Raw genomic sequence first — 18,849 nt, 5'->3', positions numbered from 1 at the left:
TCTTTATGGCTCAATACACGGATGTGTGGGCCCTTCCTATTCCACTAAATATAACTTCATTTGTTGCTGAACTCGGTTGCCTGTGTAATGCTTGACCAAACCGTTTTCAAAGTAGCGTCAGTCGTGCAAATCCGTTCTCTTAAACAACTTATCTTAAGTAGCTTTTTAGTGGCGCTTATTCCTTTATTGGCGCTGTTGTGGCAAACCCAAAATGACCTTGCCAAACTCAACGATGCCATCGTTAAAGAAACGCAATTTTTTGTAAAAACAGCGGGTACAATGCGTAAACTTGAAGGCCAAGCATTGGACATAGAGAGGCTCATGCGCCAACACTTTGTGTTGCCAAACGCCACTCTGAAGCAACTAAACGACGATAGCCTTGCTCTTTTCAAAGATCAACTCGCGCCATTTTGCCAACAATTGGTTGATTCGGCAGCTTGTGGGCAACTTCATAAGCAACTGGTGCACTTAGGCAACTATGCATCGATGACCGATAAGCTTTTGCTTGATGCTCATTTGGCTTCATTTAAACAGGCTATTAGTGCTCTTACAGAAGACGTCAACATATCGGTAGACAATCGTGTTGCAGAGCAACAAAATTATATGACGGCACTGCGTCAAAAGCAGGCTTGGTCAACGGCTGCCTTAGCTTTATTGTCTTTATTGCTTATTTTGTTTGCGGCTAAGCTGATCACGAAGCCTGTCAACAAATTGAAAAATATTATTGCTGCAATTGCCGAGAACCAAAATGAACTTCCAGCTAAGTCATCTAACGGCCCAAGAGAGCTCATTGCGGTAGAAAAAGACCTATTTTTATTGCATAAAAGAATACAGCAGCTCGAAAAGGTTCGCACTGCTTTGCTCCGTCACGCATCCCACGAACTAAAAACGCCTTTAGCGAGTTTTAAAGAGGGTTGTGCTCTTCTTGCCGAAGAAATGGTGGGTGATCTGAATACCCAGCAGAAAGAAGTGGTTAACTTGCTTCAAATTTCAACGGTTAGACTGAACCTGCTGATAGAAAAGTTACTCGACTACAACGCACTTTTGCAACAAGCTGAACCCTCCTTTGAAAAACTCGACGTAAAGCAAATTGTAAATGAGTGTCTCACTCAAAATGGCTTGGCACTACAACAGTCAAAATGCGATATTAAGAGCACTATTAGTAATGATGTTCAACACATCGTATCTGATGCAGAGCTTTTCAGGCGTATTCTTGATAACTTAATTTCAAACGCCGTTGCTCATGGCACGCAAGGTACAAGCATTTACTTACACCTTTACGCGCAACATAATGATTACGTTCTCGATGTTGCCAATCATGGAAACGGGATCTCAGAAGATGATCGTAAAACTATTTTTGAGCCCTTCAAACGTGGCGAGTTTATGCGTAACGATAGAGTTATTGGGGCAGGATTAGGCCTTTCAATCGTCTCCGATTGTGCTCGTTTATTGGGGGGCACCGTAGCGATTGTTGAAGTTGATTACGCAAAGGTGTGTTTTAGAATTAAATTACCTCAAAGGGATGAACAATGAGAGTCTTATTCGTTTTGTTTGCGCTAATGTCTTTGTCGTCTTGCAAGCTCTTGCACGACTCATTGATAAATGCCGAAGCTGAACCAGAAGTTGTCGAATTGAAGACAACGGCATACTGTTCGTCTCCCGAGACCATGGAAGTGTTTCAAGAATATTGTAAATTGGATACTTGGGCCGAAAAAATAATTCAAGCCTCATCGATTGCTTGGCCAGCTCGAATCGAAATGATAGAGGCCTTGGGGGATGACCCAAAGTCGCTGCTTGAGAAAATATTGCTTATTCAAAGCGACGATACGCCTTATCGTAATCGTTTACGTGCACAAGGCTGGATAGAGGAGTTACAGACTTTTACCGATAAAGGTATGACTCAAATTCTTGAGGTCATTGTCTTTCAGCATAGCCAACAACTCTTAGAGTTGGAGTCGGCGATAACGATCCTTAGCCAAGTAAATAGCCGACAGGCGAAAACGATTGGCGCACAAGAAGTTCAAATTGAAGAAAAAAATAAACAAATAGAAACTCAGCGTAAACAGGTCGAGCAATTGTTAGATATTGAAGCCTCGATGGTTAATGAAAATAGGAGTGATAACAAATGACACAAGCGCAAATAATGGAAAGCACAGAGCAAAACAAGGTGTCGAATCAAAACCAACCAAAATTACTGTTGGTCGAAGATGATGAAAACTTATTACGTCTATTAACCATTCGACTCCAAGGCGAGGGCTATGACGTTACGTCATCAGAAAATGCGACTCAAGCACTTCGCCTTATGTTTAACAACAAATTTGACGTGGTATTGAGTGATATCCGCATGCCTGGCTTAGATGGCTTGAGCTTTTTCGACGAAATTCTGCATCGTTATAACGACCTTCCTGTTGTTCTAATGACGGCGCATGGCACCATCAAGGATGCCGTTACTGCCACTCAAAAAGGCGTCTTTGGCTTTTTAACCAAACCTATTGATCATGATGAACTTCGTAAAGTGCTTAAAAGAGCCACGCAGAAGAATCCGAGCTCTCAATTGGGTGATTGGTGCAAAGACATCGTAACGCGGGCACCTGAAATGACCAAGGTACTGCATCAAGCTCACCGTATTGCCGACAAAAATGTCAGCGTATTAATCAACGGGGCGAGCGGAACGGGTAAAGAGTTATTGGCTAAGGCGATCCATAAAGCCAGTGATAGGGCGAATAAACCCTTTGTTGCCATAAACTGCGGAGCACTGCCCGAAAACCTTCTAGAATCGGAGTTATTTGGTCACACTAAAGGTGCCTTTACAGGTGCAGTGCAATCGTCAACTGGCTTATTTCGTGAGGCCGACGGTGGCACTTTGTTTTTAGATGAGATTGGCGATATGCCAACCTCTTTGCAAGTAAAGCTACTGCGAGCGATACAAGAGCGAACGGTGAGACCAGTTGGAAGCGCAACCAATATCGACATAGATGTTCGCATCATATCGGCGACCCATAAAGATCTGCAAAAAGAGATGGAAGAGGATCGTTTTCGTGAGGATCTGTATTACCGCCTCAATGTGGTTAATTTACGTATTCCCTCTTTAAAAGAGCGTTTCGAGGATATTCCTCTACTCACTGATTATTTGTTAAAACAGAGTGCGCAGCGCCATGGTGTGCGCGTGACTCAGTTTGCGCCCGACGCACTCAAGAAATTAGTCACTAGCGATTGGCCGGGAAATGTGCGCCAACTTGTCAACGTTGTTGAGCAATGCGTTGCGTTAACACAAGCTCCCGTGATTTCCTTGAGTTTGGTAGAGCAAGCCTTATCAGAACTGTCACAAAATTGGCCAACATTAACAGAGGCTCGAGATTCTTTTGAATATCAATATTTATGTCGTTTGTTGCAGCTTGCCGATGGCAACGTTACCCGAGCGTCAGATCTCGCTGGAAGAAATCGAACCGACATGCATAAGCTTTTGAAAAAACATGGCTTAACTGCTGCAGATTTCAGAGGTCAAAAATAACATTGCTTTCAAGCTGACGCTTAGTTTGGATACAGCGTTTTAATACCATAAGCAATTGCATCAACGAGCTGCTTGAGTTCATTACTTTTGATGATGAAAGGCGGCATGATATAAATGAGCTTACCAAAGGGGCGTATCCACGCTCCTTTTTTCACAAAACAGGCTTGAATTTTGGCAACGTCAACAGCTTGTTTCATTTCTACCACACCAATTGCACCTAATACTCTGGTATCAGCCACACTGTTAAGCTCAGCCAGAGGAAGCAAGTCACTTTTAAGTTGTTTTTCAATCGCGATAACTTGCTTCTTCCAGTCTCCTTGCATTATGAGTGCTAGGCTTGCATTTGCTACTGCACATGCCAATGGATTTCCCATGTATGTAGGCCCATGCATGAAAACGCCAGGTTCGGAAGCGCAAATACCCTCGGCGACATCATCTGTGCAAAGGGTTGCAGCCATTGTTAAATACCCCCCAGTGAGCGCTTTACCTAAGCATAAAATATCGGGGCTAATCTCGGCATGTTCGCAAGCAAAAAGTTTTCCGGTGCGACCGAAACCTGTGGCAATCTCATCGCAAATGAGTAATACATTGAATTCATCACATAGCTTTCTGCATTCGCGCACATACTGCGGGTGATATAGGCGCATGCCTCCGGCGCCTTGCACAACAGGTTCGAGGATAAGCGCTGCAATTTCATGATGGTGCTGCTCAAGAATGTCTCTCACTGGCAGTATATCGTCAGGATTCCAGCTTTGATCGAAACGCGTTTGTGGTGCAGGTGCAAAATGGTGCTGTACTAAACTCTTTTGAAATAAGCTGTGCATGCCATTTACCGGGTCACAAACCGACATTGCAGCAAAAGTATCGCCGTGATAACCGTTTCGAGGCGCAAGCAGTTTCGACTTTTGCGCACGCCCTTGGCAAGCCCAATATTGCAACGCCATTTTGATTGCTACTTCAACGCCAACAGAACCTGAGTCAGCAAGAAATACTCGATTTAAACCGTCTGGACTTATGCCGATTAACTTTCGGCACAAGTCGACAGCAGGCTGATGAGTAATGCCACCAAACATGACATGAGAAAAGGCATTGATTTGTTCATGTGCTGCCTTGTTGAGTGATGGATGATTATAACCATGGATTGCTGCCCACCACGACGACATGCCGTCAACCAAGCGTTCTCCAGTCTCCAACGACAGATGTACGCCATCTGCGCCATTCACCTCATAGCAGGGAAGCGGATGGGTAGCTGAAGTGTAAGGGTGCCAAATATGACGTTTGTCGAATTCAATATTGTTCAAAAAATAACCTTTAGTGTACTTTGTGTGTTTGATAACATTGACAAGTTGGGCGTTGCGCATAGACTAGAGGACATTAAAATAATAGTAAAGCAAATCGCGTCGTAATCAGTTCTTAGGTTGGCATCTAATAGCAATATTTTGCCCTAGACCGAATTGACCTTCGCAATGAACTTACAAGCCAATTGGAAACGTTATGTTTGTTGACTCCTCAGCCGCTAAAACAACTTCATCACCTTCTTCTATCCTTCGTCATGACTGGACGATTGAAGAAGTTAATGCTCTTTATGAATTGCCCTTCAATGACCTGTTATTTAAGGCGCAGACAGTGCATCGTGAGCATTTTGACCCGAACTATGTGCAAGTAAGCACCTTGTTATCAATAAAAACCGGCGCTTGCCCAGAAGATTGCAAATACTGCCCACAAAGCGCTCGTTATGATACTGGTCTCGAAAAAGAACGCTTGATGGAAATCAACAAAGTGATTGAGCGAGCAAAAGAGGCAAAAGCTGCTGGCTCTACACGTTTTTGCATGGGCGCTGCATGGCGTAATCCAAAAGATCGGGATATGCCTTATGTGACTGAAATGGTTAAGGAAGTGAAAAAGCTAGGGCTTGAAACCTGTATGACGCTTGGGATGTTGTCGAGAGACCAAGCTTTAGCATTAAAGCAGGCTGGCTTGGACTATTATAATCATAATCTTGATACTTCTCCTGAATACTATGGCGACATCATAACGACGCGTACTTATCAAGACCGCCTTGATACCTTAGATAACGTTCGAGCGGCAGGTATGCACGTTTGCTCTGGTGGCATTGTAGGTATGGGCGAAACCGGCGACGATCGTTCTGGATTACTTGTTCAATTGGCAAACTTAGACCATCATCCGGAAAGTGTACCGATTAACATGTTGGTAAAAGTTGAAGGTACGCCCCTTGATTCAGTAAAAGATCTAGAGCCCTTTGAGTTTATTCGCACTATTGCAATCGCAAGGATTATGATGCCAAAGTCCTTTGTGCGCCTGTCAGCCGGACGTGAATCAATGAATGAGCAAATGCAAGCGCTGTGTTTCATGGCGGGCGCGAACTCTATCTTTTACGGTTGTAAACTATTGACGACGTCAAACCCTGAAACTCATGAAGACGTTATGCTGTTTAAGAAATTGGGTATCAACTCTAAACAAACAAAAGATTATTCGGATGAAGCCTTTGAAGCAGCGTTAACAGAAGAGATTGCACAAAAACAAAACGAGTCACTTTATGTGGATGCGGCGGCATCAACTTCATCTAAAGGAAAATCTACTGCTACCAGTGTTAACTAATGGCTTTTGAGTTCATGCAGTCTGCGCTGGATGCTCGTCATCAAGCGCAGTTACATCGCAAGCGAGTAAGCATAGATAGCAATCATCAAGCCGTGATTGAAGTTAATGGTGCTCATTACATCAATTTCTCAAGCAATGATTACCTCGGTTTGAGCCAACATCCCGATATTCTGCAAAGTTATGCAGAGGGATTAAGTCTTTACGGGGCAAGCAGTTCTGCATCTTCCGTGGTCACCGGATATTCAAAAGAACATCGCCTGCTTGAGGATGATATTTGCGAGCATACCAACAAAGAAGCGGCGCTTCTGTTTAGTAGTGGCTTTGCTGCCAATCAAGCAATCTGTACTGCCCTGTTTTCACACGATGTGGGAGCTGAACAGCAACACATTATTGCTGATAAGTTCATGCATGCTTCGTTTGTTGAAAGTGCTACATACACCAGCATGGCCAAAAAAACACTCAGTTTTAGTCGCTTCAAGCATAATGATATTGAACATCTAAGGGCAATACTGCATAAGCAGGAGGCGGCAGCAACAGAAACAGCAGACAAGACAATAATGCACCGCTTAATTGCTACCGAAGGTGTTTTCAGTATGGATGGCGATCAGGGTAGTCTTTCGTCAATTTGTGACCTTTTGCATCAAGCCAGTGATCAATCGCAACAAACGCCGTGGCTGTTAGTCGACGATGCACACGCACTTGGTGTCGTAGGAGAGCAGGGCATGGGAAGCTGTGATGTTAGTGCATCTAATGGGCATGCTACCGATGTAAACATCCTTATGGCTACTTTCGGTAAAGCAATCGGTACACAAGGAGCCTTTGTAGCTGGCACACAGACCTTGATCGATTATATGTTGAATTTTTCCAAGCATTATATTTACTCTACTGCCATTCCTGCAGCTGTAGCAAGAGCGACTCGTTGCAGTTTTGCCATTATGAGGATGGGCCGAGAGCGAGAAGTCTTAGCATCTAACATTGCACTCTTTAGGCGCTTGGCAGCTAACGCAGGCATAGTATTGCCTGACTCAGAAAGCCCGATACAAGTTATCATTATTGGCGAACCCGCTCGTGCCATGGCGTTATCAGATGCACTAAAAGAGCTTGGAATTTGGGTAAACGCAATAAGAACACCAACCGTCCCTAAACACAGTGATAGATTAAGAATTACTATCAGTGCTTTACACCAAGAAAAAGACATTACCGCGTTGGTTGATGCGTTATCTATATGCATGCAGCAGGGCAGCCAAGCATGAACGCCGTGCAACAAATAGCCGCTGCAACCCACGACTCTACTATTCGTAAAAAAGCGCGGCAAAGAATGGTTGATGACAATAAGCAGCTTATCGCGAACAATTTTGCCAAAGCCGCAAATCAATACAATGCGCATGCACGCGTTCAAAAGAGAGTTGCCCAGGCACTGTTTGATGAACTCGATCAGCAGCTAATTCTTGGGCGTGGCTCGCAAGGCAATGTGAATCAACCACAGTTTCCCAAAGCGATGGATTTAGGCTGCGCCACAGGTATAAACACAGCAACGCTAGCAAGCTATGCAGAAACAACAATAGGGCTAGATATATCGCTCGGAATGCTCGATATCGCAAGCGCTCAAGTTGAGCGCTTTAATCATAATAGATTGGTTTCAAGGTCATTACATTGGTTAGCGGCTGATGCTGAGCACTTGCCTTTAGCATCGCAAAGTATCGACCTTGTGTATTCTTCAATGGCAATGCAGTGGTGTGAGTCGCCAAGCGCTGCAATTGCAGAAATAAGGCGGGTATTAGCGCCAAAGGGAAAAGCGTTTTTAGCTATTATGCTTGGCTCGTCGATGATGGAGCTACACAAGGCATATCATGCACTTGGTATTCCATCTCGGGTAAATAGCTTCCATCTTGAACAAGATTGGCTTAACGCAGCAGCAGCTTGTACGCATCATACTAAGACCTTTGTCGATTACCATCCCGATGCCTTAGCAATGCTTAAGTCGCTTAAATCAGTTGGTGCTGCAACCAAGCAAAGTCCTAATAACGAAAGCATGTGCCAAGCCAGTATTACTCGACGAGAGTTGAAGGGCCTTGAGCAAGAAATGAGTCAGCATGCGCAAGGCTATCCGCTCAGTTATGATCTATTGTTTTTGAGCATAGGTGCATCAGCAACTTAAGCTGTCACAAAGAGAAAAATGATGAAAACAGTATTTATTACCGGTACCGATACTGATGCTGGCAAAACCTATGTAAGCGTATTGATATTGCAAATGCTCAATGCACAAGGCATCAGTACAGCTGGCTTCAAGCCTATTTCTGCAGGATGCCACAAGAACTCTGGCGAGTTACGCAATGACGATGCGTTGGCACTGCAAGCAGCAGCAAGTGTTAAATTGGAATATGAAACGATTAATCCAATTGCGTTTGAGCCGCCTATCGCCCCGCATATTGCGGCAAAGGAAGTTGGCTATGATCTCAGTGTAGCCAAACTTGACGCGCATTATGCTAGCGTTCGCGAGGGAAGCTACCAGTTTAGTTTGATTGAAGGGGCTGGTGGCTGGCGCTTGCCGCTGAATTTCGCAGATGAAAAGGGTAACGCTGCTTACTTATCTGATTTCGTTGTAAGTCATTCATTACCAACGATTTTAGTGGTCGGTATGAAATTGGGTTGTTTAAATCATGCCTTACTCACCTATGAGCAAATGAAGCGCGATGGTGCCAATATTGTTGGTTGGATAGCCAATCGGATTGATGAAGACATGATATATTATGATGATAACTTACTCAGTCTAAGAGCAGCTATAAGAGCACCACTGTTGGCTGAGCTGGCTTATAATGCTCAGGAATTTACGCGTCCACATCAACGCTTACTCGATCTTGCCGTTAGATAAAAGCAAATGAATCCTTATCAATAGCTGCAAACTAGACTCGTTCTTATTAGTGCTGCGCTTGATGCAAACGAAGCAGGCAAAAATAGTGAATAAACAATGGTAAAAATATAATGGCACTGAAGCCCACCATCTTTAAGTTTAATATAGCGCTGGCAGATTTGGATAATCATCACTATCCCAATCTTCAATTAACGCTAGCGCAGCATCCATCGGAAAGCCAAGAAAGGATGGTAGCGAGACTCTTAGCCTTTTGCATACATTCACACAAGGATAGCGATGAGCTAATGTGTTTCAGCAAAGGCCTCAGTGATGCAGACGAGCCAGCTATTTGGCGTAAGGGCTACGACGAGCAAATTCAAGAGTGGATTGATGTTGGTGAGCCAAGCTATGACAGATTGAAAAAAGCATGCCGGCAAGCCAACGAGACCTTTGTGTACAGTTTTAATACTAAATCAGATGTGTGGTTCAGACAAACTTCAGCGTTGTTTTCAGAGCTGGCACTGCACATACTTTCATTTGATTGGTTACAAATCAAAGCCCTAGCGAACGAACTAGAGCGAACGCCGTCGTGGTCAATTACCATCAGCGAGGGCACAATATCGGTGAGTACTGCCAGTGCCCAAATTGACTTAAGCGTAACAGCGCTGCAATAAATTTGAGTTTGATAGTGTTCGACAGTCTTATAAATACGCTGTCAAATCACTTGCTGAATCAATGCTCAGCTTGTTAGTACCGATGAAGATGGTGGCATCTAAATCACCCAGCAAGCTTAATTTTCCCTTGTCTCTTAGTAGCGCGGAACCTTCTTGAATACCTATCACTGGAACGTCGGGGTAAAGGGCACAGAACTCCGCAATACGTTGGTCTCTTGTTTCGCCATTATGACCTGGCGCCACATAATTGCTGTAATGAGGATTCAATTGCGCGTTGATGAAGCCGAGTGCTGAAAACGAAGCAGGTTCAATTATAGGCATATCATTTGTCGTTTTGATGCTGTTACCACAAATATTAGAGCCTGCACTCCAGCCGACATAAGGCAAGCCGTGCGATACTCTATCTTGAAGGGTTTTGAACACATCCCGACGATATAACTCATGCAAAAGGCGAAAAGTGTTTCCACCACCAACCATCACTGCCTCGGTGTTTTCTAAGGCTAGGTTTGGTTTATCGGCAGTGTGGATTCCTGTAATGTCGAACTGTGGCAATGCCTCTTGCACTTTACTTGTATATTCATCCCATGAAATGCTTACCCCAGCGTAGGGAATGAAGACGACTTTTTTCACCCCTTTGAGATGTGTAGCAATCATACTCTTGGCATGGCCTAGATAGGCCTCATCACCTTTTCGTGAACTGCTTAGCATAAGAACCTTGGCGAGCTGTAGCATTTTGATACTTTCCTTGTTGATACATGAGCATTTTTGCAATGAGTTTGTGCCGAGGATGGTATCAAGAGTTTATCCCTCGGGCTAGTGATGCGCCCATAATTAGCCAAATCTACTCGCTTCTGGCAATTGTTTACTGCAATTAAAGCTGATCTTAGGTATTATTTGCGCACGCTAAATAAAGCTCATACTTGTCGTTTTCAAAGGAATAGAAACAATGTCTTCACCCTCAGTTTTGTTTGTTTGCTTGGGCAATATTTGTCGTTCACCCACGGCTGAAGGTGTCTTCGCCCAAAAAGCCAAACAAAGAGGCTTAGCACTCTCTATCGATTCTGCTGGAACCGCTGGTTATCATCATGGGGCTGCTCCAGACAAGCGTTCACAAGAGGTTGCATTAAGCCGTGGATACGATCTGTCACGTCTTAAATGCCGAAAAGTGAAAGAGGATGATTTTAGTCAGTTTGATTACATTATCGCCATGGATAATGCCAATGTGAAAGATCTAAAGCGCAAATGTCCCAGAGAGTTGCAGCATAAAATTAAGCTTTTCCTCGACTATGCAAACAGCGACTTCGAAGAAGTACCCGACCCTTATTATGGCGGTAAACGTGGTTTTGAGTTGGTACTCGATCTGATCGAAGAGGCGAGCGATTGCTTGCTCGATAAATTGAATGAAGCAAAATAGCTATGTAAGCACCACTAAACCAATATTTATCGCCTTATTGTTGCTTGCAAGTGTTCTGCTAGTTTTCACCAGCCTAGACGGTTTTGCTTGGTTAGTGGATCCGCTCGAGCAACATATTTTTGTGCATATCAAGTTGCCCATTATGCTAACAGCTATTTTAGTCGGTGCATCAATCTCTCTCAGCTCAGCTGCCTTACAAGTGTTACTTAGAAACCCCTTGGCCGACCCTGGTATCATTGGCATAAGCGCTGGCGCAAGTTTGATGGCTGCCATTGTTTTACTCACAGGGGCACTGTCGGCTTCTGTATCTCACTTTCCTGCGCTGAGCTATTATCTGTTGCCAATTGCTTGTTTCATTGGTGCATTGATCAGTAGCTTTCTTATTTTTGCCTTAGCAAAAAAGTTAAGAGCTTCGATGGCTTCAGTGATTCTCGCAGGTATTGGAATATCTACTGTTTCGGGGGCATTGATCGGTTGGCTCTTTATTTATGCGCCACCTCAGTCGATAAAAAATCTCAGTTTTTGGCTGATGGGAAGCTTACATAATACAAATTTCGTTAGCTTAGCCTTTGCTGCGCCAGTGTTAATAGTAAGTGCAATTCTGTTACTAGCTCGAGCCAAGGCGCTGAATTGGCTTTATCTAGGGCAGGGGGCCGCTCAGTTAAAAGGGTTAAACCCAAAGCTATTTGAAAAACAGATATTAATTTTGGCCGCTTTGTTAGTAGGAACGAGTGTATCGATTGCGGGCAGCATTGCCTTTTTGGGCTTGCTTACGCCTCACTTCGTGAGGCAAATATGGGGGCACGACAATCGTTTAGTATTGCCGCTATCAGCAATCATAGGCGCCACAATCTTACTTGCTACCGGTGTGCTTAATGAGTTACTTTTCGACTTCGTCGTACCCATTTCAATGTTAACAGCAAGTATCGGCGGCCCACTTTTCATTTATAGCTTACTAAAGCAACGCACGGAATCTTAAGCGTCAGCAAAAGACAGGGTTGCATCAACGGCTTTTTGCCATCTTTTTAACAACTTTTCACGCAGGCTCTTATCAATCGCTGGGCTGAAGGTGCTTTCGATATGCTTCTGAGCCGCGATACTGTCTAGGTCTTTATATAGGCCTAACTGCAAGCCAGCAAGATAGGCTGCACCTATTGCGGTCGTTTCCATGTTGCTAGGACGTTGTATTTCAACCTGTAAGATATCTGATAAAAACTGACACAGCCAATCATTTGCCACCATGCCGCCATCTACCAGTACTTTCGACGAGGGCACTCCGTCACTTGCCATGGCTTGCTGTAAATCGTAAGTTTGATAACAAACAGCCTCTAATGCGGCTCTTGCGAAATGAGCTTGAGATGTTCCGCGCGTCATGCCGTACAAGCTAGCTCGGGCTTCAGGATTCCAATGCGGTGCGCCTAAACCTGCAAATCCAGGGACGAGCACCACACCATGATCGTAATCCAAAGATTCCGCAAGCGTTTGGCTTTCGGCTGCATCACTAATTACGCCAATGCCATCGCGTAGCCACTGAATGTTGGCACCTGCGGTGAAAATGCTGCCCTCTAAGGCGTAGGTTGTTGCACCATTAATACTATAGGCTACGGTAGTGAGAAGTTTATGCTGTGAACTAAGCGCTTTTTCCCCAGTATTCAATAGGGCAAAACAACCGGTACCATAGGTTGATTTCAAGTCGCCTTGATTAAAGCAACATTGACCAATTAATGCTGCTTGTTGATCTCCTGCTACACCAGCAATTGGCAGTGACTTCCCAAACAACTGTGTTTGTGTGCAACCAAAATCATCTGCACACTGCATCACTTTGGGTAATACCGACGGCGGAACATCAAACATTGAAAGTAGCTCGTCATCCCACTGTAGAGTATGAATATTGAATAGATTTGTGCGACTTGCATTGGTGGTATCTGTAAGGTGTTTTTCGCCGCCAGTTAAACGCCATATCAAAAAGGTGTCGATAGTACCGAAGGCAAGTTTTCCTGCTTCGGCAAGCTTTCTAGCTCCTTCTACTTCATCGAGGAGCCATTTTACTTTAGAGGCTGAAAAATAAGGGTCAAGAAGCAAACCTGTTTTCTCGCTAAGCATGGCTTCTCTGTCTTTTATGCTATTGCAGTAGGCTGCTGTGCGTCGATCTTGCCAGACAATGGCGTTATATATTGCCTTGCCAGTTGTGCGATCCCAAACCAGAGTCGTTTCACGTTGGTTGGTAATACCTATGCCTTCAACGCTTATGCCTTTTTCTTGTGCAATCTGAATTGCATCTTTGCAGGTTTCTAAGGTTGTTTTCCAAATCTCCTCGGGGTCATGCTCAACCCATCCATTGTTTGGATAGTATTGGCAAAATTCTTTTTGTGAGCTAGACACTTTTTTACCATCTACATCAAACACGATTGCACGAGTAGAAGTCGTACCTTGGTCGATCGAAAGTATTCCTTTTTTTGATGACATAAGCGAAGTCCTGTTTTGTTTATTTTGTCGTTTAAAAAGTGTTCAAGATATGTTGCCACTTTTAAGCTTGATAAAATACTATCAGTACTTGAAAGAATAATAAATCATATATATCATATTTAGACTGAGTTGAGAGTCAAACTATGTCTCGTACTAGCGAAACATCGGGCGCTAGCAATACATTTACCTAGAAAATGGATTAAACATGCTTTTAAGAGAAACTAACATTAATAAGCTATCAGAAGAAGTTTTTGATGTCTTAGTGTTGGGTGCAGGAATAAATGGCGCTGTATCGGCTGCTTCACTCTCTCGCAAAGGAGCGAGTGTTGCGATGATTGATAAAGGTGATTTTGCTGGGCAAACCTCGTCTAATTCGTCGAATCTTGCCTGGGGCGGTATTAAGTATCTTGAAAATCACGAGTACCTCTTAGTAAATAAGTTATGTAAAAGTCGCAATCACCTGATGCGCAGCTACCCATCAACAGTGCAAGAAATTCGTTTTCTCACCACGCTACAGAAAGGCTTTCGCTTCCCTGCTTGGTTCGTATTCATGGGCACTTGTTTATACTGGCTGATGGGACGATTTTTTACCCAAAGCCCACGATTTTTGTCTTCTCAGAAGATCAAGGCATTGGAGCCTGCTATCGATATATCGAACGCTCAGGGTGGCTTCGAGTACTCTGATGCGTTTCTACACGATAACGATGCTCGCTTTGTATTTAACTTTGTGCGAAGTGCAATGGATAATGGCGCAATAGTGACTAATTATGTAGGCGCAAACGCTAGTAAAAGAGTCGATGGGCTTTGGCATACGGAGGCAACAGACCAAGAAACGGGGAAGACTTTTACCATACGATCTACCTCCATTATCAACGCTTGTGGTCCGATGGTTGACCCATATAATGAATTAGTGGAGCAAAAAACCGAACACAAGCATTTGTTTTCCAAAGGCGTGCACCTCATTGTAAATAAGTTGACGAAAGTTGATAAGGTGCTGGCATTTTTTGCTTCTGATGGCAGACTGTTTTTTGTTATACCAATGGGGCAAAAAACATGTTTGGGAACCACCGACAACCAAGTAACTGACCCAAATACATCGGTAACAGAGGAAGATCGCGATTTCATTTTGGACAATGTGAATGCATTGCTTGATCTGGACAATAAGCTCACTCGTGCTGACATTATTTCTGAGCGCTGTGGCGTTCGCCCGTTGGCTGTTAAAGACGGAAAAGGCGACGCAGACTGGGTACAGCTATCGCGCAAGCATGCTATTGATGTCAATCATGCCGAGAATTATTTAAGTGTGTTTGGCGGCAAACTTACCGACTGCATAAACGTGGGTGAGGAAATTGCTGATATTGTCGCCGAACTCGGTATTGAACTGCCACACAAAGACGCGATATGGTACGGTGAGTCTGCGTCTAGCATTAAAAAAGAATTTGAATACCGGGCAGCGTTGATCGGACTCGACGATATGACCCCAAGTTATAGTTCTGAAAAACTCACTACTCGATTGTGGCGTCGTTATGATATTCATGCTTTGCAGATACTCGACGAAATTCAACGAGATCCGACGCAAGCCGAACAGTTAATGAAAAATGCAGAGTACCTTCGTGCAGAAGTTCACTATGCAGCGCGCAGAGAGATGATCACCCACCTCGAAGACTTTGTGCGTCGGCGTTCGAAGATTGAGATGGTGTTACGTAAGACTGAAATAGTCAATACACCTGGCATGATAGAGGCTTGTGAAATACTATTCGGAGACAAGGCTGAAGAAAAGCGTCAAGAGTATGTAAACAAAGTCCTTGCAGATCATCCTGGAACGCCTGTCGCCTCGGTCAAATAATAGAGACCAATAACGACCAATTAGAGGCAATCAAAGTCAAATAGAGCCAACAATGCAAAAAGAACTCAACAACGTCGTGTTTCGAAATGTATCACTCGACGACCGCTTGCACCAAGTCTCGGCTTTTTTTGCTGCCGGTGAGTGTTGGCATATTCTAGGGCAAAATGGTGCGGGAAAAAGTACATTATTCGACTTAATTGCAGGCTTGATTGCGCCCGCGCAAGGGCAGTTAAATGTCGGTGAGATGCAGGCCGATGATAATCTTCGCCTTGCAACATTTAGAACTTACCTTCAACAAGACTGTAGCTTAGCTTTTGATCTGAGCGCTATTGAACTGCTTCAGTTCTACGTTGATTGGCCCAAAGACTATTGGCAAAATCTCGATTCCTCTACTTCATGTTCAACCTTGCCCAAAGACATAGAACATGCATTTGATGTTGAGCGTTTACTTAACAAGCGCGTCAGCTGTTTGAGCGGTGGGGAGTTACAGCGCTTGCAAGTAACGCGTGCACTCTTGCAAATTTGGCCTGCGCTTATTCAGGGCTCTGGTATTGTTTTACTCGATGAGCCATTGCAAGCCTTGGACGTTGCTTTTCAGGCTGCTTGCCTTGAGTTTTTGCAGCGACTAGCAAAGCGCGGCAATACTATAATTTTAAGCGTACATGATGTTAATGTGCCATTGCAGTATGCAAGCCATGTTCTTATGCTTAAACAGGGAGAAGTATTCGCTAGCGGGCCATGTCGCCAACAAATGACGTCAGAGAATTTGAGTCGTTTGTACGATTACCCTTTCACCGAATTTAATGATGTAAATAATAGCGAAAAGTTATTTGTCAGAAGCCCCAACACTGAGCGCTTATGATACTCTATAGCGCGTCGCAAATTATCGTCGACTATGCAAGTTGTGCTTGCATCCAAACAGTACATTTAAAACATCATTAGAAAAGGAAATGCAGTGAGTCAATGGCAACCCGATAGTTGGAGATCGAAACCTATTCTTCAACAACCTACCTACCAAGATCAAGCTTTATTGAAGGACGTTGAGGCGAAACTAGGTAGTTATCCTCCACTGGTGTTTGCTGAAGAAACTCGTCAACTGTTTAAGCAACTCGGCGATGTGTGTGAAGGTAAAGGTTTTCTGTTACAAGGCGGAGACTGTGCTGAATCCTTTGACGAATTCAACGCGCCGAAAATCAGAGATACTTTTAAAGTTATTCTACAAATGGCAATTGTGCTTACCTTCGGCGGTAGATGCCCAGTGACCAAGGTGGCTAGAATGGCAGGGCAGTATGCCAAGCCACGCTCATCAGACAATGAAACCATCAATGGTGTGACGCTGCCGAGTTATCGTGGTGATATTATAAATGGGTTCGAGTTTACAGAAGCCAGCAGACAACCCGATCCTAATCGCTTGGTTGATGCTTATCATCGCAGCGCGGCTACGCTTAATCTATTGCGTGCCTTCGCTCAAGGCGGGTTAGCCGACCTGCATCAGGTGAATCGTTGGAATATGGCCTTTTTAGAGAATAATCCTCTGAAAGAACGCTATCAAGATATGGCTGAACGTATCCAAGACACCCTATCTTTCATGGATGTAATCGGTATAAACGCACAAAATAATAGTGCGCTGCATGAAACGTCGCTATTTACTTCTCACGAAGCATTGCTGCTGAACTATGAACAAGCACTTACTCGTATTGATACCTTAACCGGGAAGCCGTATAACTGCTCTGCGCATATGTTATGGATAGGAGAGCGCACTAGGCAACTCGACCATGCTCACGTGGAATTTTTCAGTGGCATCAATAACCCAATTGGTGTGAAAGTAGGGCCGAGCATGCAAGAAGACGAGTTGATTCGTTTAATTGATGCCCTAAACCCAAACAACATACCTGGCCGTTTAACCCTAATCACTCGAATGGGGGCAACGAAACTTGGTGATAACTTGCCACGTTTGCTTCGCCGAGTAAAAGCAGAGGGTCGAAATGTTGTATGGAGTTCTGACCCGATGCATGGCAATACTATTACGTCCTCCAGTGGCTATAAAACAAGAAACTTCGATGCTATTTTAAGTGAAATTAGGCAGTTCTTTGATGCTCACAAAGCAGAAGGCACACATGCTGGCGGTATTCATCTTGAAATGACGGGGCAGCACGTCACTGAATGCACCGGTGGTGCCTACAAAATTGGTGATGACGACTTGTCTCAAGCTTACCAGACCCAGTGCGATCCTCGATTAAACGCTGATCAGGTATTGGAAATGGCATTTTTAGTTGCAGATCACCTCAAGGCAGCTAAATAATTAATAGTGTTCGTTAATGCTGGCTAGCAATAGCGCTAGTCAGTAGTTTCGAATTCGTGCTGTAACAGTTCTCGCGCCTGCAGTTTCAACTCGTCATCAGGGTTTTCTGCTATGCTCGCTAACTCACTTCGAAGGGTGTTTCGGTAATAAGGCTCTAGTTCTCCCACGCTGTTGAGTGCCGAGATGCGCAGGGAGTCACTTGTATTCGGGCTAAGCAAGTTTGCGAGTAAGCTACTTTTCTCAGCATTTTTAGAAAGTCGAATAAGTTGCGCTAGTATAAGAGCTTCCTCGTCAACATGTTTAGCATTGAGAAGCCTCGTGTTCAAACCCTCTGTTATCTGTTTTCTTTCGTGATGTGTTAAATGATTGGTCTGCAGAAGGTCAAGTGCGTTTAGTTGCGTGTTCAGCTTTGTCTGAGGTGATAAAGATATATCAACTAGAGAATTGATGTGATGCTGAGCAAGCTTTCCGGATGTTTTGCTGTGTAGTAAAGACACCGTTGCATTTTTTGAGTTTTCATCTGATAGGCCACTAAATTGCTCAATTGCTTGTTCTATGGCTGCGTCGGCATTTTCATCTCCAGCACTTTTAATTAAAGAAAGTAGGGTAAAGAATTCAGCAGAATTTGCATCAAAAGCTAGTAATGACTCAGCCAAAGCATAGGTCATCGACGGTTGTTGAGCGATGGCCTCTCGTATTTTATCGTAGCGAGCTCTCAATTCAGTTTTTGATTGTTTCGAATCGAGTTGATTGGTAGTTAGAGCACTTTTAAAGCGAATATAGTCCTCAAACATGGTGTCGATGTCATTACGCTGATTCATGTTCAGCATTTCTTTAGTATTGTTTTGTCGAGCTTTGTTCTTTGTCTGAGAATATGAACCAGCAAGATCTACTTTCTGGTGCTGGTCATTGTTGGCTGTATCAACTCTTTCTGAAGGGTTTAGTATATTCTCTGAGCTGGTGATATGCCTTTCCTTTAAGCTCTCTAGTTGCTGTGAACTTGTTTTATAAATCGCATATTGATAGCCAATAATAAAAAATACGGCTGCAAAAAGTAGATAACTTGCAAGGCTTTTCATTTTTGCTTTCCTGTTTAATGACTTAATAGCGAGGAGTACACTTCTTTGTAAAACGCTCTGCTAATTTGTGCTTGTTACAAGCTTTAT

Annotated in this window: 17 protein-coding genes; 13 read left to right on the top strand and 4 right to left on the bottom strand. The window is 43.9% G+C overall.

Going from position 1 to position 18,849, the window contains the following annotated elements:
* The first annotated feature begins 87 nt into the window (after positions 1-87).
* From ISG33_RS07200 to ISG33_RS07190, 3 genes are read left to right on the top strand one after another with little or no spacing between them, the layout of a single operon-like run.
* A complete protein-coding gene (locus tag ISG33_RS07200; RefSeq protein WP_195732797.1) occupies positions 88-1,533 on the top strand; it encodes a sensor histidine kinase in 1,446 nt (481 codons plus the stop codon).
* Positions 1,530-2,129 (top strand): hypothetical protein, encoded by a 600-nt coding sequence (locus ISG33_RS07195; RefSeq protein WP_195732796.1) that lies wholly within the window; start codon positions 1,530-1,532, stop codon positions 2,127-2,129. Before ISG33_RS07200 ends, ISG33_RS07195 begins: the two co-directional genes overlap by 4 nt.
* Entirely contained in the window at positions 2,126-3,511 is a 1,386-nt protein-coding gene (locus tag ISG33_RS07190; protein ID WP_305040886.1) for a sigma 54-interacting transcriptional regulator, read from the top strand. Before ISG33_RS07195 ends, ISG33_RS07190 begins: the two co-directional genes overlap by 4 nt.
* A 20-nt stretch (positions 3,512-3,531) precedes the next feature.
* Here ISG33_RS07190 and bioA read toward each other — a convergent pair whose 3' ends face one another.
* Positions 3,532-4,812, bottom strand: a complete 1,281-nt coding sequence (bioA, locus tag ISG33_RS07185) for an adenosylmethionine--8-amino-7-oxononanoate transaminase (protein ID WP_498043311.1) — start codon at positions 4,810-4,812, stop codon at positions 3,532-3,534.
* 193 nt (positions 4,813-5,005) lie between these two features.
* Here bioA and bioB point away from each other — a divergent pair, with 193 nt between their 5' ends.
* The 5 genes from bioB (at position 5,006) to ISG33_RS07160 (ending at position 9,655) form a co-directional block, all read left to right on the top strand.
* Positions 5,006-6,130, top strand: a complete 1,125-nt coding sequence (gene bioB / locus ISG33_RS07180) for a biotin synthase BioB (protein ID WP_195732794.1) — start codon at positions 5,006-5,008, stop codon at positions 6,128-6,130.
* The gene (locus ISG33_RS07175; RefSeq protein WP_195732793.1) at positions 6,130-7,383 is read left to right on the top strand and encodes an aminotransferase class I/II-fold pyridoxal phosphate-dependent enzyme; all 1,254 of its coding nucleotides are present in this window, start codon (positions 6,130-6,132) and stop codon (positions 7,381-7,383) included. Before bioB ends, ISG33_RS07175 begins: the two co-directional genes overlap by 1 nt.
* Positions 7,380-8,288, top strand: a complete 909-nt coding sequence (locus ISG33_RS07170; RefSeq protein ID WP_195732792.1) for a methyltransferase domain-containing protein — start codon at positions 7,380-7,382, stop codon at positions 8,286-8,288. Before ISG33_RS07175 ends, ISG33_RS07170 begins: the two co-directional genes overlap by 4 nt.
* An 18-nt stretch (positions 8,289-8,306) precedes the next feature.
* Complete coding sequence (gene bioD, locus ISG33_RS07165) at positions 8,307-9,002, top strand: dethiobiotin synthase (RefSeq protein ID WP_229333480.1); 696 nt, start codon at positions 8,307-8,309, stop codon at positions 9,000-9,002.
* Positions 9,003-9,112: 110 nt separating this feature from the next.
* The gene (locus tag ISG33_RS07160) at positions 9,113-9,655 is read left to right on the top strand and encodes a YaeQ family protein (RefSeq protein WP_195732791.1); all 543 of its coding nucleotides are present in this window, start codon (positions 9,113-9,115) and stop codon (positions 9,653-9,655) included.
* A gap of 27 nt (positions 9,656-9,682) precedes the next feature.
* Here ISG33_RS07160 and pepE read toward each other — a convergent pair whose 3' ends face one another.
* Complete coding sequence (gene pepE, locus ISG33_RS07155; protein WP_195732790.1) at positions 9,683-10,387, bottom strand: dipeptidase PepE; 705 nt, start codon at positions 10,385-10,387, stop codon at positions 9,683-9,685.
* Positions 10,388-10,601: 214 nt separating this feature from the next.
* On the opposite strand from pepE, the gene ISG33_RS07150 reads away from it, so the two are divergent.
* Both ISG33_RS07150 and ISG33_RS07145 read left to right on the top strand, forming a co-directional pair.
* On the top strand, positions 10,602-11,069 hold the full coding sequence (locus ISG33_RS07150) for a low molecular weight protein-tyrosine-phosphatase (protein ID WP_195732789.1): 468 nt from the start codon (positions 10,602-10,604) through the stop codon (positions 11,067-11,069).
* Entirely contained in the window at positions 11,056-12,048 is a 993-nt protein-coding gene (locus ISG33_RS07145; protein WP_195732788.1) for a FecCD family ABC transporter permease, read from the top strand. Before ISG33_RS07150 ends, ISG33_RS07145 begins: the two co-directional genes overlap by 14 nt.
* On the opposite strand, the gene glpK is transcribed toward ISG33_RS07145, so the two are convergent.
* Positions 12,045-13,535: a glycerol kinase GlpK gene (gene glpK, locus ISG33_RS07140; protein ID WP_195732787.1), complete on the bottom strand. Its 1,491-nt coding sequence runs from the start codon at positions 13,533-13,535 to the stop codon at positions 12,045-12,047. The genes ISG33_RS07145 and glpK overlap by 4 nt on opposite strands.
* A 205-nt stretch (positions 13,536-13,740) precedes the next feature.
* Between glpK and ISG33_RS07135 the strand changes: the two genes are divergently transcribed.
* The 3 genes from ISG33_RS07135 to ISG33_RS07125 all read left to right on the top strand — a co-directional run bounded on the left by ISG33_RS07135 (position 13,741) and on the right by ISG33_RS07125 (position 17,683).
* Positions 13,741-15,381: a glycerol-3-phosphate dehydrogenase/oxidase gene (locus ISG33_RS07135; RefSeq protein WP_195732786.1), complete on the top strand. Its 1,641-nt coding sequence runs from the start codon at positions 13,741-13,743 to the stop codon at positions 15,379-15,381.
* A 52-nt stretch (positions 15,382-15,433) separates the two neighbouring features.
* Positions 15,434-16,243, top strand: a complete 810-nt coding sequence (locus tag ISG33_RS07130) for an ABC transporter ATP-binding protein (RefSeq protein ID WP_195732785.1) — start codon at positions 15,434-15,436, stop codon at positions 16,241-16,243.
* Between the two features lie 93 nt (positions 16,244-16,336).
* Positions 16,337-17,683 carry a class II 3-deoxy-7-phosphoheptulonate synthase gene (locus ISG33_RS07125; protein ID WP_195732784.1) on the top strand — a complete coding sequence of 449 codons (1,347 nt, stop codon included), beginning with the start codon at positions 16,337-16,339 and terminating at the stop codon, positions 17,681-17,683.
* 35 nt (positions 17,684-17,718) lie between these two features.
* Here ISG33_RS07125 and ISG33_RS07120 read toward each other — a convergent pair whose 3' ends face one another.
* The gene (locus ISG33_RS07120; RefSeq protein WP_195732783.1) at positions 17,719-18,762 is read right to left on the bottom strand and encodes a hypothetical protein; all 1,044 of its coding nucleotides are present in this window, start codon (positions 18,760-18,762) and stop codon (positions 17,719-17,721) included.
* Between the last annotated feature and the right edge of the window lie 87 nt (positions 18,763-18,849).

Origin of the sequence: Marinibium conchae, assembly GCF_015595035.1 — a bacterium.
Classification (GTDB): Bacteria; Pseudomonadota; Gammaproteobacteria; order Enterobacterales; family Alteromonadaceae; genus Glaciecola.
This window is presented reverse-complemented; position numbering and strand designations above follow the sequence as displayed.